Source organism: Streptomyces sp. NPDC005263 (assembly GCF_042872365.1).
Lineage (GTDB): Bacteria > Actinomycetota > Actinomycetes > Streptomycetales > Streptomycetaceae > Streptomyces.
Genome location: NZ_JBIAKJ010000019.1, coordinates 17,237 through 32,279, shown reverse-complemented (window position 1 = coordinate 32,279; position 15,043 = coordinate 17,237). Strand labels below are relative to the sequence as shown.

Genomic DNA, 15,043 nt, shown 5'->3' with positions numbered 1-15,043 from the left:
ATACCCAAATGGTGCATATCTCTACTACGTACCATCTTCCCGGAGGGATTGTCCGGTGCCAGGTCCGAGTGCCGTCGCTTCCACGTCCTTGCGGCGTGAGGGCAGCAACGCGTCGAACGCCTCAGCGAGAGAGCCGATACCGGGCCGGGCAGCCGGGTCCGGTTCCAGGCACGCGTCGATCGCGACGGCGAGCTCACGCGGCAGGCGGCGCCGGGTGCCCACGGGCGGCGCCCTGCCGTCCAGCTGCGGGTACGAGTGCCGCCGACCGTAGGTGTCGCTGGGGCTTGCGGGTGTCGGTACGGCGCCGGATTCGCCAGCCGGCTCCGCGTCCGTGGTGGTGAAGTCCGTGGTGGACGTGCTGTCGGTCGGAACGTCCTCGGGGAATGGCAGGTCGCCGGTGGCGGCCTCGTACAGGGTGATGCCCACCCCCCAGACGTCCGCGGCGGCGGTGAGGCATCCGCCGAGCGCCTGCTCGGGGGCGAGGTAGCAGGGGGTGCCGACGCCGGCGTCCGCGGGTCCGGGCGGGCGGGCGACGCTGAGGTCGAGCAGTTTGGCGCGCCGGCAGTCGATGGTCACGTTGGAGGGCTTCACGTCCAGGTGCAGCAGGTCCCGGCCGTGCAGGTAGTGCAGCGCGGAGCACAGGTGTACGCCGAGGAAGGCCAGGTCATGGGCGGCCATCCGGTGCCGCAGACGGTCGATGAGGTGGGCGACGGTCTCGCCGGTCAGCGTCTCCAGGACGACGAGGGGCTCGGGCATCTCGACCGTCTCGTACGCGCGCACCAGGTGCGGGTGGTTGAACGCCTGGAGCCAGCGGCCCTCGCGCAGGAGCCGTGCACGCAGCCTCGGTTCGTGCCGGCGGTCGGGACGCAGCATCTTCACGAGGCAGCGGCAGTCCCGCTCGTAGCTCCAGGCGTCGTACACATCGAGCCATCCGGTCCGGGTCAGGTGGGCCAGGATCTCGTAGCCGGCGACCGGGGCCGGCCCCGGAGGCAGGGGCGGGGCCGGCCGGTGCGTGGGGGCCGCCGGCTGCGCTGGAAGGTTCAGAGGGCTCATCGGAAGGTCTTCATCGGGGCGGCCGTGGCCACCGGGGCGTGCAGTCGGTGCAGCCGGGCGTAGGTCATGCCGCTTGCCAGCAGGTCGTGGTGTGCTCCCCGTTCGACGACCCGGCCGTGGTCGAGCACCAGGATCTCGGTGGCGTCGCGGACGGTGAGCAGGTTGTGGGAGATGACGATCGTGGTGCGTCCGGCCATCAGCCGACGCAGCGGTTCCATGACACGCCGGCCCGACTCGGCGTCCAGGCCGGTGGTCGGTTCGTCCAGGATGAGGACGGGCGCGTCGCGGATCATGGCCCGGGCGATCGCCAGGCGCTGGCGCTGGCCTCCGGAGAGCAGCCTTCCGCGCTGGCCCACAACGGTGTCGTAGCCCTCCGGCAGGGCGGTGACGAAGTCGTGCGCGTCCGCGGCGCGTGCCGCCTCGACGACCTCGCGCTCACTCGCGTCCGGACGGCCGTAGAGGATGTTCTCGCGCACGGTGCCATGCAGGACGAGCGTCTCCTGGAGCACCACGGCCACGTTGTCCCGGACATCGGCCAGTCGCAGGGTCCTCAGGTCCCTTCCGTCCAGCCGGACAGCGCCGTGACCGGGGTCGTAGAAGCGCAGCAGGAGTTTGGCGAGGGTGGACTTCCCCGCGCCGCTGGCCCCGACCACCGCCAGGGTCTGGCCGGGCCCCGCGTCCAACGACACGTCGCACAGCGCGGGCCGGTCGGTTCCCGGATAGGTGAAGCCGACACCGTCGAACTCGACCCGCCCATGAGCACGCCCGAACGGCACGCGGGCGGGCACCTCGCGCACCTGCGGGCGCTGGTCGAGCAGCTCGATGATCCGCTCCGCGGCGGCGGAGGCCGCGTAGAAGGTGCTGTTCAGGTGGGACAGACCCCGGATCGGGCTGTAGAGCTTGCTCAGCAGGGCCAGGAAGACCAGCAGCTCCCCCAGGGTGAGACGGCCGTTTGCCAGTTGCCAGGTGCCCAGCCCCATCACCAGCAGGGCCCCACTCATCTCGACGAGGTCGACGAGCGGCCCGAAGACGGCCCGGATCCTGGTCGAGGCCATGGTGGCGCGGTACCTGCCGAGGCTCTCGCGCTGGAACCTGCCCTGCTCCCACTCCTGGCGGTTGTACGCCTGCACCAGAGCGATGTTGCCCAGGACCTCCTCGGCGACCGCGCTGAGCGAACCACTGCGCCGGCGGCGTTCCCGCGAGGCGGCCTTCACCAGCCTGGAGAAGTACCGGGCCGCGTAATAGAACAGCGGCACGATGACGAGGGCGAAGAGCGTCAGGTCCCAGCTCAGGTAGAACAGCAGGCCCAGGAAGATGCCCAGCCGCATCACGTACCAGAGCGCCTGGGCCACCCCCGAGAGCAGGAACGTCTCGACCGCGTCGACATCGCCGGTGACCCGGGCCATCACGTCGCCGAGCCGACGCCGCTCGAAGAAGCCGAGCGAGAGGTGCTGCACGTGCCGGAACACATCCGCCCGCAGGGCCAGCAGAAACCGCTCACCGACCCAGGTGCTGGTCACGTCGTCGGCGAACGACAGGATGCCCGAAGCGAGGCTGAGCCCGACATACGCCAGCGCGATCGGCAGGAACGGGCTCAGGTCGCGCTGGACGAGCACGTCGTCCACCACGACCTTGAACAGCCATATCTCGGCCGCGTCGATGGCGGGACCGACTACACAGAACGCGACGAGCAGCACTATCCAACGCCGCCCGCCGCGTGTGTAGGGCCAGAAGCGCCGGAAGACCTGCCTGACGGCCAGCGGCGGCGCGGCGGCTACGATCTGCTCGCTCGACGGCTCGGCGACGGTGAGGAGCCGTCGCAGTGCCGGGGTCCGCGCTGCGCCGCGGGCGGAGTGCCGGTGAGGTTTCACGGAACGCGGCTCACAAGACGTCGTCCCACGGCGGCCGGAACATCGACCCGACCGGTCACCGAGGGCACACCGGCATCACTTGTGCGTGCCGGTGCTGCTGGTGCGACGGTGGTGCCTGCGGTGGTGGCTCGTCCTTCCCTTCGAGGTCGTGGTGGTCTTGCCCTTGTGGTGCCTCTTGGCAGGTACCAGGTGGCCGAAGAGCGACATGATCCTTTCCCTTCCATCTCGCTTACTTCACTAGGACATACGTGAGATATCGCTCGCGGGATGGCGATTCCGCCAAGATTTTTCGCCTACGGCCCCGACCCGCCGCCTCCCATTCCCGTGAGCGCGGCACGGGTGCAGGGCCGAACGGGTGTTCACCGTAATATCGGGGCAGGCTGCCCGCGCACAACGTGTCGGGGGCCCCGAGCCCCATCAGCGAGAAGCAGTCGAGGAAACGGTGACAGACACCCACGGAGCATCCCAGCCCGGCCTGTCGATCGAGCACACCGCCGTCGACGACATCCGGGTGCTCACTCTGCGCGGCGAGATCGACCACGCCGTCACGAAGGAGCTCACCGACTACCTGCTGTCATACGGCAGCATGACGCGGCCGCGGACCGTGGTGGACCTCAGCGGTGTGACCTTCATGGACTCCAGCGGCATCAACGCCCTCATCACCGCCCACCAGAGCATGAATGACGCCCAGGGATGGCTGCGCATAGCCGGCGTCCAGGACTCGGTACTGCGAGTCCTCGAGCTCGTCGGACTGGACCAGGTCATCCCCCGCCACCCCACCGTCGAACAGGCCCTGGCCACCTGACCCACACCCTGCCCGGCCACGGCGCTCCACCCCACTTCCGCGCCCGGGCATTCCGCTAGGCCGAGCGCCGCTGCACAGCCGCGTCCAGCTCCTGCCCCACCGGCTGAGGCAGCGGCTGCCCCAGCACCCAGGCGATGACTATCTGAGCCACCAGATGCAGTTTGGTGTCGGTGTGCTGGGAGACCTCACGCAGCACGTCGAATCCGGCGGCCGGCGCGAGCCGGTGGATCGCGATGAGAGCCAAGGCTGCAAGACACCCTCCGTGCAACGTGAAGATCACACAGGAGGCAAGGCACCTCGCCGTCCATAGGACACGGCGAACAGCTCCAAGGTGGCGCCAGGTGTGCGTCACGCGCGGGACAGACTCCCTGTTCGCCCACCAAGTCATCCTGCCGTTCTTGGTCCGCGGGCGAGCCTGGCAAGGCCGGTGTCCCTCCTGCTCCGGCTCAACCGGTAGGCCCGTGCTGCTTCAGCACCAGTGCGTGCCCGGCGGCGCCGTTGCTGGCGTGGCTGCACGAAAGGCAGCACGCTGTTCGAGCTGGACGTAGACGATGTGAAGCCGTCGTGGCCGTGCTCAGCACACAAGAACTCCGCGCAGGCCGTTTCCTCGCCCTCGCGCCGTCGCTGGACCTGCTCGCCCAGACGGAGTCCGCGACGCGAGACCGGGCACAGGGCCAGTGATCGGGGTCTCGTCCCTGCCCGCGAAGGAGGCGGCCTTCCCCAACATCACGGACGTGGGCGAGCTGGTCCACTGGCAAAACCCAACTCCACGATGCGGCGGAGGCTGTGACCGCGACAACGCAGCAGGAACAGAGCCGGCGCATCGTGAGGAGCGCCTGACCACAGCGACGGCGCAGTGGCATGCCCGGCAGGCTGCGTGAGCATAGGACGGGAGTCCGCGGGTAACTGAGGTGGGCTGGCAGGAAGCGGCGCAACGCCTGGGGAGGTCTAGCGCCGCTTCCCTGCCCGATCCTCCCGCCCCAAGGACGAGACCTTCGGCCTGAGCATGTCAGGGTGGCCCGGGCGCCCTGGTCGTACGGGACGGAGCGAATACGAGGTGCGGAGCACATCGTCTCCGTCGGATTGGCGGACACGTACATCTTCAGTTGTCCCTTGGCAGGGAAGTCAGTCGCTCGGCTCACGCTGACCTGCGTCGACCGAGTTGGATGGCAAGCGATCACGGTGGCCCGGCCGAAGAGGTGGAAGAGGTAGAGGCCCCCACCGTCGAGTCGGGCCGCCGTCAGACATGTCAGTCGCCGGGCGGGAGGCGGAGCGTGGCGACGGCCCCGTCGTCGGGCGCGTTGGCGAAGGACAGCGACGCTCCGATGACCTGCGCCTGGCCGAGCGCGATGGTCAGCCCGAGGCCGTGGCCGCGGCCGCGTTCGGACGCGCCGGTGCGGAACCGTTGGGTCCGTCGGCGAGCAGCCGGCGGGGGAAGCCCGGGCCGTGGTCCCGTACGGTGACGTAGGTCCCCGCCACGTCGACCTCGACGGGTGCGCGACCGTGCCGGTGGGCGTTGACGACCAGGTTGGTGATGATCCTTTCGAGCCGACGCGGGTCGGTCCGGGCGGTCAGGGTGCCGGACGTGGTGAGCTGTGTCTGCAAGCCGGTGCGCCGTACGGATTCCGTCACCAGCTCGCCGAGCGGTACCGGCTGGGTGTCGGCCTGTTCGGCGCCCGCGTCGAGCCGGGAAATCTCCAGCAGGTTCTCCACCAGGGTCCGCAGCACCCCCACCCGGTCCCTGACCAGATCCGTGGCCTCCCCCTCGGGGAGCAACCCGCTCGCTGTGACCAGACCCATCAGCGGGGTGCGCAATGCGTGGGCGACGTCGGCGGTGAAGTGCTGCTCGGCCAGGAGTCGCCCGAGCAGGCTGTCAGCCATCGAATCGACGGTGGCGGAGATCTCGGCGATCTCGTCGCTGCCGCGGCCGGCCGCGGTCCTGGCGGCCAGGTCACCGGACGTGATCCGACGTGCGGTCCGTGCCACCCGCCGCAGTCTGCGGTTGGGCAGTTCCGCGGCGAGCGCCGACAGCGGTACGACGACGGCAAGCGCGACCAGGGAGTACTTCCACATGTGCCAGTCCAGGGCCCGCCGGGTGAGCAGGTCGGGCGTCATGTCGACCTCCACCGCCACGGGGCTGCCCCGGTACGTCTGTGCCGCCCACATCGAGGGGTGGTCCCCGGGTCCGTCACCGTCGTACCAGGTGGCACACCCGTCCCTCAGCCCCTGCGGGCCGCGGAGTCGGCGCAACAGTTCGACGGGCATGGCCCCGGGCGACATCCGAAGCGAGGGCTCGGACACTGACCGAGCCCTCAAAGGGGGCAGCTGACGGGACCGAATCCGACCGACCGTGGCAAGAAGGGATCGAAAATCCACCTCATCGTCGACCGCCAGGGACTGCCCCTGTCGATCGGCATCTCCGCCGCCAATCTCCACGACAGCCAAGCCCTCATCCTGCTGGTCTGCGGCATCCCACCCATCCGCTCGCGTCGCGGCCCTCGACGCCGGCGGCCCGGCAAGCTGCACGGTTACAAGGGCTACGACTATCGGCACCTGCGGCAATGGCTCGCTTCCCGCGGCATCCGGCACCGCCTCGCCCGCAAGGGCATCGAGTCGTCCCAGCGGCTGGGCCGGCACCGCTGGGTGGTGGAGCGGACCATGTCCTGGCTGTCCGGCTGCCGCCGCCTGCACCGCCGCTACGAGCGCAAGCCGGAACAATTCCTTGCCTTCACAGCCATCGCCGCGACGCTCATACGCCACCGCCGACTAGCCAAGTGAAATGACGTCTCAGTCACCCGGCGCCGCTCGGCGGCCTCCCAGCGAGGCCTCAGTAGCCGGTGCGTCCCATATCCCTCAGGCCGTCGATGCGGCTTCGCGGCATACGGATTCAGCGGTCCGTCCACATCCACCAACAGCGCAGGGCGCACCAGCTCACCCTCCTTGACCCTTCCTCGCACAGTACCGGCCGAGGACGACACCGCCCAGCGAAAATCCGGCAGGCAGGCCGCGCTGAACGAGTCCGTGCAACAGGCCACGGACTCACGCGGCGAGGACGCCGAGGTCCACGAGCTGCCGAAGAAGAAAAACGTCTGTTCCGCGATCACCGGGGACACCCATGAGCCAGGTGGGCTGCCGTGGAGGGCCCTCACCCATCGGACCAGCGTGCGTCAGGCGTACGGAGAGGGCGAGGCGGCCGGGCGGAGCAGCGGCGTCGGCCCCCGGTCCTCACTCCGACCGGGGCGGCAGGTTGTGTATGTGTCGACTTCTTCACAGCCTGGGGGTTGGCCTGAAACCGCCTGCTCGCTATCGTTCACGGACTTCACTCAATCGTTCAGCGAACGAATAGCGACAGGGAAGGTCGGTTCATGTCCGACATCCACCAGCCGGGGCGCCGCTCGGTGCTCGCCGCGGGCACCGCCTGTGCGGCCTCGCTCGGCGCGTCCTGGCTGCTGTCCGGCTGTTCGGGCGCCACCGCCGCCCCCGTCCTGCCGACCGCCGCCCGACCCGGAGCGCCCGACCGCGGCGGCACCCTGCGGATCGCCCGTCCCCCCGCCTCCGACGCCGAGACCCTCGACCCGGCGAGCTCCCTGTCCGCCTACGAGTACCTGGGCGCCCTCTACAACCGGCTGGTCCGCATCGGCCCGGACGGCCAGGTGGCTTCCGATCTCGCCGAGTCCTGGGAACCGGACAGCACGGCGCGCACCTGGACCTTCCGGCTCCGCAAGGGCGTCACCTTCCACAACGGCCGGGCCTTCACCTCCGCCGACGCCGCCTACACGCTGCGCCACATCCTCGACAAGGCGACGGCATCGCCGCAGGCCGGCGTCCTCGCCCCGCTCGTCGACCCCGGGCGGCTGCGCACGCCCGACGCCCACACCCTCGTGGTGCCGCTGAAGACCCCGAACGCCGAGTTCCCGAGCCTGCTCACGCACTACAACTGCTACGTCGTCCCGGAGGGCAGCGGGAAGTCGATCGGCCGCACCGGCATCGGCACCGGCCCCTTCAAGCTGGAGTCCTTCGCACCGGCCGGCCCCGGCCGCGTCACCGCCTACCAGGATCACTGGGCGGGCCGCCCCGTGCTCGACGCGATCGCCTTCTACTCGGTCGCGGACATGTCCGCCCGCTCGAGCGCCCTGCTCGCCGGGCAGGTGGACCTGCTGTCCCAGACCAACCTGGACTTCGCCACCGCCCGTGTCGTGGCCGCCTCCGATCGCGCCACCATCGCCCGGGTGAAGAACGGCCAGTGGTACGTGCTGCCGATGCTCACCACCGACAAGCCCTTCACCGACGTCCGCGTCCGCCGGGCCATGAAGCTCGCCTACGACCCCGAGCACATCGTGAAGGCCGCGCTGCAGGGCGCGGGCAAGGCCGGCTGGGACAACCCGGTACCCCCGGACGACCCGGCGCACATCGCCGCGCACCCCGAGCACGACCCGGAGCAGGCGCGTTTCCTGCTGAAGAAGGCGGGCCACCAGGATCTGGCCGTCGACCTGTACACCTCCGCGTACGACCCCCTCTTCACGCCCATGGCCCTCGCCTACCAGGAGTCGGCGAAGCGGGCGGGCATCCGGATCCGCGTCAAGACGGCGTCGGCGGACTCGTACTACACACAGATCTGGATGAAGCAGCCGCTGATGGCCACCTACTGGTACACCGGCCGGCCCGTCGACCAGCTCTTCAACCAGGTCTTCCGCAGCGGCTCGTCGTACAACGAGACCGCCTGGTCCGACAAGGGCTTCGACGCCCTCCTCGACCGGGCGCGGGCCGAGACCGACGACACCAGACGCCGTGAGCTCTACGGCGAGGCCCAGACCTGGGTGATCGACAAGGGCGGCGCGATGACCCCGATGTTCGCCGACCGGCTCGTGGGCATCTCGCGCAAGGTGCGCGGTTACGCCGAGCACGGCTTCGAGTTCGACTACCTCGGCATCGGCCTGAAGGGGGCCTGACCATGCTCTCCTTCATCGCCCGCCGGACCGTGGCAGCGCTCGGCACGCTCCTGCTCTCCTCGTTGCTGGTCTTCCTCGCCGTCCAGGCCCTGCCCGGCGACGTCGCCACCCAGGTTCTCGGCAAGGACGCGACCCCGCAGGCGGTGGCCGAGCTGCGCGGCAGCCTCGGCCTCGACCGGCCCGCCTGGGAGCGGTACACCGACTGGATCCGGGGCGCCCTGCACGGCGACTTCGGCACCTCCCTCGTCTCCGGGAAGTCGGTCGGCGGTGAAGTCGCCCAGTATCTGGGCAACTCCGCGCTGATCGCCCTGATCACGATCCTGTTCGCGGTGAGCGGTTCACTGCTGCTGGGCATCGTCGCCGGGCTCTACCGCGACCGCTGGCCCGACCACCTCATCTCGACGGTCAGCCTCGTCGGCATGAGCGTCCCCGAGTTCGTCGTGGCCACCGTTCTCGTGCTGTGCTTCTCGGTCGCGCTGCCGTGGTTCCCCGCGGTCGTTCTCTATGGCCCCGACGCCACGGTGGGCCAGCTCCTGCCCGCCGTATGGCTCCCGGCCCTTGCCCTGGCGGTGGTCATGGCCGCCTACATCGTCCGCATGGCCCGCACCTCGGTGATCGACGTGATGGCGAGCGAGTACGTCACCACCGCCCGCCTCAAGGGCCTGTCCACCTGGCGGGTCGTCACCCGGCACGCCCTGCCCAGCGCCCTGCTGCCCGTACTGCACGTGATCGCGCTCAACGTGGCCTGGCTGCTGGGCGGCGTCGCCGTCGTCGAGAACGTCTTCAACTACCCGGGCATCGGCAAGCTGATGCTGTCCTCGGTGCAGAACCGGGACCTGCCCGTCATCCAGGCCATCGCCCTGATCAGCGCCGTCGTCTACGTCGTGTGCAACCTCGCCGCCGACCTCGGCGCCATGGCCCTCAACCCCAGGCTCCGCACCCGAGGGAGGACCCGATGACCACGGTCGACACCGCCCGGGCCGACGCCCCGGCCCCGCGCGCCGCCCGTGCGTGGCGCACCCTGCGCTCCTCGCGCGCGGCCGTCGTCGGGCTCGCGATCGTCGCCGTCCACGTCGTGATCGCGCTGCTGGCCCCGCTGCTCACCTCCTACGACCCGATCGCGGGCAACACCTCGCAGGCCCTGCTCGGTCCGGGCGGGGAACACTGGGCGGGCACCGACCAGTACGGCCGTGACGTCCTCGCGCGTGTGCTGTACGGCGGCCGGTACGCCCTCGGGGTGTCCGTCGCCGCCACCGTCGTGAGCGTCGCCCTCGGCACGGTCATCGGCTGCGCGACCGCCCTGCGCGGCGGCTGGTTCGACGACCTGATCGGGCGGGTGCTGGACGCCGTGCTGGCCATTCCGGCGGTGCTGGCGCTGCTCGTGGTCGTGACCGCGCTCGGCACCGGACCGGCCGTCATCGTGCTCGCCGTCGCCGTCGTCTTCGTCCCGCAGGTGGTGCGGGTCGTGCGCGGGGCCGCCCTGGCGGTGGTGCCGGCCGACTACGTGACCGCCGCCCGGGCCCGTGGAGAGGGCACCTGGTCGATCCTGCGGCGGGAGGTCCTGCCGAATATCGTCGACGTGGTGTGCGTCGAGTTCGCCATGCGCGCCTCCTGGGTCGTGCTGCTGATCTCCTCGCTGTCCTTCCTCGGCTTCGGCGCCGACCCGCCGACACCCGACTGGGGCCTGATGGTCGCCGAGAACCGCACCGCCATCACCGTCGTGCCGATGGCGAGCGTCGCGCCGATCATCGCCCTGGCGACGCTCGTGATCGGACTCAACCTCGCGGCCGACGGCCTCTCCAAGGCCTGGGGCGTCGACCGGATCAGGGAGGGTTTCTGATGACCCCGCTCGTCTCCGTCAACTCCCTGTCCGTGGCCTACCGCTCCGGCGGTCGTCAGATACCCGTGGTGCACGAGGTGTCGCTGGAGGCCGCCGCGGGGCAGACACTGGCGCTGGTCGGCGAGTCCGGCAGCGGCAAGTCGACCCTCGCCGCGGCCCTGCTCGGGCATCTGCGGCACGGCTCCCACGTCACCGGCGGCTCGGTGGCGGTGGACGGCCGGGACGTCTTCGCGCTGTCGGCGCCCGAGCTGCGGCGGCTGCGCGGCCGGACGGTCGCCATGGTCGCCCAGAACGCGGGCCAGGCGCTGACCCCCTCCATGCGCGTCGGCCGGCAGATCGCGGAGGCGGGCGGCGACATCCCCGTCACCGACCTGCTCGCCCAGGTCCGGCTGCCGCGCCCCGCAGAGCTGGCCCGCCGCTATCCGCACGAGCTGTCCGGCGGCCAGCAGCAGCGCGTCGCCCTCGCCATGGCCATCGCCGCCCGCCCCAAGGTGCTGGTCCTCGACGAGCCGACGACCGGCCTGGACGTCGTCACCCAGCGGGGCGTGCTGGACCTGATCGCCGCCCTGCGCGACGAACTCGGCCTGGCGGCCGTGCTGGTGAGCCACGATCTGGGCGTCGTCGCGCACCTGGCCGACGAGGTGTGTGTGCTGAAGTCGGGCCGGGTGGTGGAGTCGGCGCCCACCCGGCGGTTGTTCGCGACGCCCCGGGAGCCGTACACGAAGCGGCTGCTGGCGAGCGTGCCGCGGCTGGACGACGCCGGTCTCGCTCTCGTGCGGGAGACGGGCGAGCGCGAGATCCGCCCGAGGGCCGTCGTGCCCGAGGACGCGCCGGTCACCGTCTCGGCCCGTGACGTCACCGTCGACTACGGCAGCTCCCGTGCCGTGCACGGTGTCTCCTTCGAGGTCCGGCGAGGCGAGGTCCTCGCCCTCGTCGGCGAGTCGGGCAGCGGCAAGTCCACGCTGGCCTGGACCCTCGCGGGGCTGCGCACACCGTCCGGCGGCGCCATGGCCCACGAGTCGGGCGACCTGGCCCGCCCCGCGCAGCGGCGGCCGATGTCCCTGCGGCGACGGGTGCAGCTGGTCTTCCAGAACGCGGACACCTCGCTCAACCCCCGGCGCTCGGTCGGCGACGCCATCCGCCGCCCGCTGCGGTTCTTCGGCACGGCCTCCGGCCGGGCGGATTCGGCCGAGCGCGCCCGGCGGATCATCGCCGACGTACGCCTGGACCCGGCCCTCGCCGACCGGCTGCCCGCCCAGCTCTCCGGCGGCCAGCGGCAGCGCATCGGCATCGCCCGGGCGCTGGCGGGCGAGCCGGACGTCCTCATCGCCGACGAGATCACCACCGCGCTGGACGTCTCGGTCCAGGCCGACGTGCTGCGCCTGGTCGACGACCTGCGCCGGGAACGCGACCTGGCGTGTCTGTTCATCAGCCATGACCTGGCAGTCGTCCGCGGCATCGCGGACCGCGTCGTCGTCCTGCGCGGCGGTGTCGTGGTCGAGGAAGGCCCGACGGAAGCCGTCTTCTCGGATCCCCGGCACCCCTACACGCGCCAGTTGATGGCGGCCGCCCTCGAACCCGACCCCGACGCACAGCCTCCCGTGGAGGCGGCCCCCGACTGGGCCGACGCGGCCCGGGAGGGCGAGGTGTGGACCGAGCACGGCGACGGCCACCGCGTGCGCCGCTGGCGGGCCGCCGGCACCCCCGACGACAACCCGACCACTCCCGTCGCAGAAGGAGTTTCGTGAAGTACCGCGACCGGTTCGAACGCCAGGTCGTCCGCGAGGACGTGTGGATCCCCACCCGGGACGGCAGGACCCGCCTGCACGCCCGGATCTGGCGCCCGTCCGACGCCGAGTCGGACCCCGTCCCCGCGCTGCTCGAGTACCTGCCGTACCGCAAGAGCGACTGGACCGCTCCGCGCGACGCCCAGCGCCACCCCTGGTACGCCGGTCACGGCTACGCCTCCGTCCGGGTCGACGTCCGCGGCCACGGCGACAGCGAGGGCATGCCCGGGGACGAGTACGACGCCCAGGAGCTCGCCGACGGCGTCGATGTCGTCAACTGGCTCGCCGCACAACCCTGGTGCACCGGCAAGGTCGGCATGTTCGGCATCTCCTGGGGCGGCTTCAACTCCCTCCAGATCGCCGCCCTCGCCCCCGAACCGCTCAAGGCAGTCGTGACGGTGTGTTCCACCGACGACCGCTACGACAACGACGTGCACTACACGGGCGGTGCGGTCCTCGGCATAGACATGCTCGCGTGGGCCGGCACCATGCTCGCCTTCACCGCACGCCCGCCGGACCCCGCGAACGTCGGCGCGGACCGCTGGCTTCCCATGTGGCGCGAGCGCCTCGACGCGCTCGAACCCTTCCTGCACACCTGGCTGGAGCACCAACAGCGGGACGACTACTGGCGGCACGGCAGCGTCTGCGAGGACTACACGGCGATCGGCGCGGCCGTCCTCGCGGTCGGCGGCTGGAACGACCCGTACCGAGACACCGTGCTGCGGCTCGTGGAAAACCTCCCCACCGAACAGGTGCGGGGCATCATCGGCCCCTGGTCGCACCAGTACCCCGATCGCGGACTGCCGCCCGGCCCGGCCATCGGGTTCCTCCAGGAGACCCTGCGCTGGTGGGACCAGCACCTCAAGGGCATCGACACCGGGGTCATGACGGAGCCGCTGCTGCGCGCCTGGCTGGGCGACCCCGTACCGCCCGCCCCGTCGCACGAGGAACTGCCCGGCCGCTGGGTGAGCGACGCCGAGTGGCCCAGCCCGGACGTCACCTGGGACACCCGTCCGCTCGGCGAGAGCCACGACCCGGTCCTCGTGCGCTCTCCGCTCCACACCGGCCTCGACGCCGGCCGCTTCTTCCCGTTCGGCAACGCCGCCGACCTGCCGCCCGACCAGCGCGAGGAGGACGGGCGGTCCGTCTGCTTCGACTCCGCGCCCCTGGACCGGCGCGTGGAGATCCTCGGCCGGCCGCGCGTCCGGCTCCGCCTCGACAGCGACACCCCACGGGCCCATGTCATCGCCCGCGTGTGCGACGTCGCGCCCGACGGCTCGTCCACGCTCGTCACCCGGGGCGTGCTCAACCTGCTCAGCAGGAAGGGCCGTGAACACGCCGTCGAATGGACTCCGGGGACGTACGAGGACGTCGAGTTCGAGCTCAACGGCATCGGCTACGCCTTCCCGCCCGGCCACCGCGTCCGTGTCGCCGTCTCCGACGCGTACTGGCCCTGGGTGTGGCCGCACGGCGAACGCGGGGCGCTGCACGTCGTCCCGGCCGACAGCGCGGTCCTGCTGCCCGTGCGCGAGGCCGCCGACGAGGCCTCCGTCCGCTTCGAGGAACCGGAGCAGGCGCTACCGATGCCGGTCACCTACGACACTCCCCCGGACCCCCGCCCCGAGCGGCTGGTCACGCACGACGTCGCCAAGAGCGAGTGGACGCTGGAGGTCGACCCCGGATACGGGGGGTCCCGGACGTACCCGGACGGGCTGCGCTACGAGGAGAGCGCCCGCGAGACGTACACCATCCGCACCGACGACCCGCTGTCGGCGCGTGCCGTCTCCGAGTGGCGCATCCGGCTGCGGCGCGGGGACGACTGGGACGCTGAGATCATGACGCGGACGGAGCTGCGCGCCACGGCCGCGGAGTTCATCATGGACAGCCGTATCGAAGCGCGGGGGAACGGAGAGACAGTGGCCGAGCGCTCATGGCACCGCACCACCCCGAGGACGTCGGGATGACGGCCGCCGAGCAGTCGCGACAGGGCCCGAAGACCCCGCGCCGGGCCGTCGCCGCCCGCGACCGGACCCGGCAGCCCACCGAGGTGCGCCGGCGCCTCATCGTCGACGCTGCCGTCCCGCTGATCGCGGAACGCGGTTACAAGTCGGTCGGCGTGCGCGACGTGGCAGCCGCGGCCGGGGTGTCCGTCGGCACGGTCACCTACCACTTCGACAGCGTGCAGGAGGTCCTCTCCGAGGCCATGGTGCTGCACATCGAGCAGTACTACGCGGCGCTCAGCGAGGCCGCCGAGCACGCGACCAGCGGCGCCGAAGCGCTCAGGCTACTCGTCGACGCGCTGTTCACCGAGGACACCGACCGGCACTGGCGGATGTGGTTCGACTTCTGGCACGCGGGCGAGCAGAGCACGGACGAGACCTTCGCACGGGGGCAGGCCGCCCGGTACGCGGCCTGGCACCGGCAGATCCGTGCCCTGGCCGAACGGGGCGCCACCGACGGCGAGTTCAGCGGCGACGACCTCGACGGCTTCACGGCCCGCTTCGCCGCCCTCGCCGACGGCCTCGCCCTGCAACGCCTGCGGCAGGCACCTCCCCTGACGACACAAGAGGCACGGCACCATCTCAACCGGTTCATCGAGCGGGAGCTCGTTTTGCGATCACCCGCGGGATGATGCTCGCGGCCGTGGTGGTGCGGTCGAGGCGCGGACGACGAGTTCGACCGCCGGCCTTCCCGTGCCACCGCGTCCGTCCGTGGGGATGAGGCTCGTCAGGCGCAAG

At 71.2% G+C, this 15,043-nt stretch carries 10 protein-coding genes and 2 pseudogenes; 8 read left to right on the top strand and 4 right to left on the bottom strand.

The window, feature by feature from the left end; all coding sequences use genetic code 11:
* Window positions 1-24 precede the first annotated feature (24 nt).
* A complete protein-coding gene (locus ACFYRY_RS41235; RefSeq protein ID WP_389158145.1) occupies window positions 25-1,053 on the bottom strand; it encodes a serine/threonine-protein kinase in 1,029 nt (342 codons plus the stop codon).
* Entirely contained in the window at window positions 1,050-2,924 is a 1,875-nt protein-coding gene (locus ACFYRY_RS41230) for an ABC transporter ATP-binding protein (protein ID WP_389158142.1), read from the bottom strand. Before ACFYRY_RS41230 ends, ACFYRY_RS41235 begins: the two co-directional genes overlap by 4 nt.
* Window positions 2,925-3,366: 442 nt before the next feature.
* On the opposite strand from ACFYRY_RS41230, the gene ACFYRY_RS41225 reads away from it, so the two are divergent.
* A complete protein-coding gene (locus tag ACFYRY_RS41225) occupies window positions 3,367-3,729 on the top strand; it encodes an STAS domain-containing protein (protein ID WP_389158139.1) in 363 nt (120 codons plus the stop codon).
* A gap of 55 nt (window positions 3,730-3,784) precedes the next feature.
* Here ACFYRY_RS41225 and ACFYRY_RS41220 read toward each other — a convergent pair whose 3' ends face one another.
* The gene (locus ACFYRY_RS41220; protein ID WP_389158136.1) at window positions 3,785-3,973 is read right to left on the bottom strand and encodes a hypothetical protein; all 189 of its coding nucleotides are present in this window, start codon (window positions 3,971-3,973) and stop codon (window positions 3,785-3,787) included.
* A gap of 1,005 nt (window positions 3,974-4,978) precedes the next feature.
* Window positions 4,979-6,045, bottom strand: a pseudogene (locus ACFYRY_RS41215) (sensor histidine kinase).
* Between ACFYRY_RS41215 and ACFYRY_RS41210 the strand changes: the two are divergent.
* From ACFYRY_RS41210 to ACFYRY_RS41180, 7 genes and pseudogenes are all read left to right on the top strand, one after another.
* Window positions 6,046-6,507 (top strand): annotated as a pseudogene (locus ACFYRY_RS41210) (IS5 family transposase); the annotation flags it as partial.
* Between the two features lie 587 nt (window positions 6,508-7,094).
* Entirely contained in the window at window positions 7,095-8,678 is a 1,584-nt protein-coding gene (locus tag ACFYRY_RS41205) for an ABC transporter substrate-binding protein (RefSeq protein WP_389158134.1), read from the top strand.
* Window positions 8,679-8,680: 2 nt separating this feature from the next.
* Window positions 8,681-9,637, top strand: coding sequence for an ABC transporter permease (locus ACFYRY_RS41200; RefSeq protein WP_389158131.1), 957 nt, complete (start codon window positions 8,681-8,683; stop codon window positions 9,635-9,637).
* Window positions 9,634-10,518: an ABC transporter permease gene (locus tag ACFYRY_RS41195; protein WP_389158128.1), complete on the top strand. Its 885-nt coding sequence runs from the start codon at window positions 9,634-9,636 to the stop codon at window positions 10,516-10,518. The genes ACFYRY_RS41200 and ACFYRY_RS41195 overlap by 4 nt, the downstream gene beginning before the upstream one ends.
* On the top strand, window positions 10,518-12,266 hold the full coding sequence (locus ACFYRY_RS41190) for a dipeptide ABC transporter ATP-binding protein (RefSeq protein ID WP_389158125.1): 1,749 nt from the start codon (window positions 10,518-10,520) through the stop codon (window positions 12,264-12,266). The genes ACFYRY_RS41195 and ACFYRY_RS41190 overlap by 1 nt, the downstream gene beginning before the upstream one ends.
* Window positions 12,263-14,269: a CocE/NonD family hydrolase gene (locus ACFYRY_RS41185; protein WP_389158123.1), complete on the top strand. Its 2,007-nt coding sequence runs from the start codon at window positions 12,263-12,265 to the stop codon at window positions 14,267-14,269. Before ACFYRY_RS41190 ends, ACFYRY_RS41185 begins: the two co-directional genes overlap by 4 nt.
* Window positions 14,236-14,937, top strand: a complete 702-nt coding sequence (locus tag ACFYRY_RS41180; RefSeq protein WP_389158120.1) for a TetR/AcrR family transcriptional regulator — start codon at window positions 14,236-14,238, stop codon at window positions 14,935-14,937. Before ACFYRY_RS41185 ends, ACFYRY_RS41180 begins: the two co-directional genes overlap by 34 nt.
* Window positions 14,938-15,043: the final 106 nt, after the last annotated feature.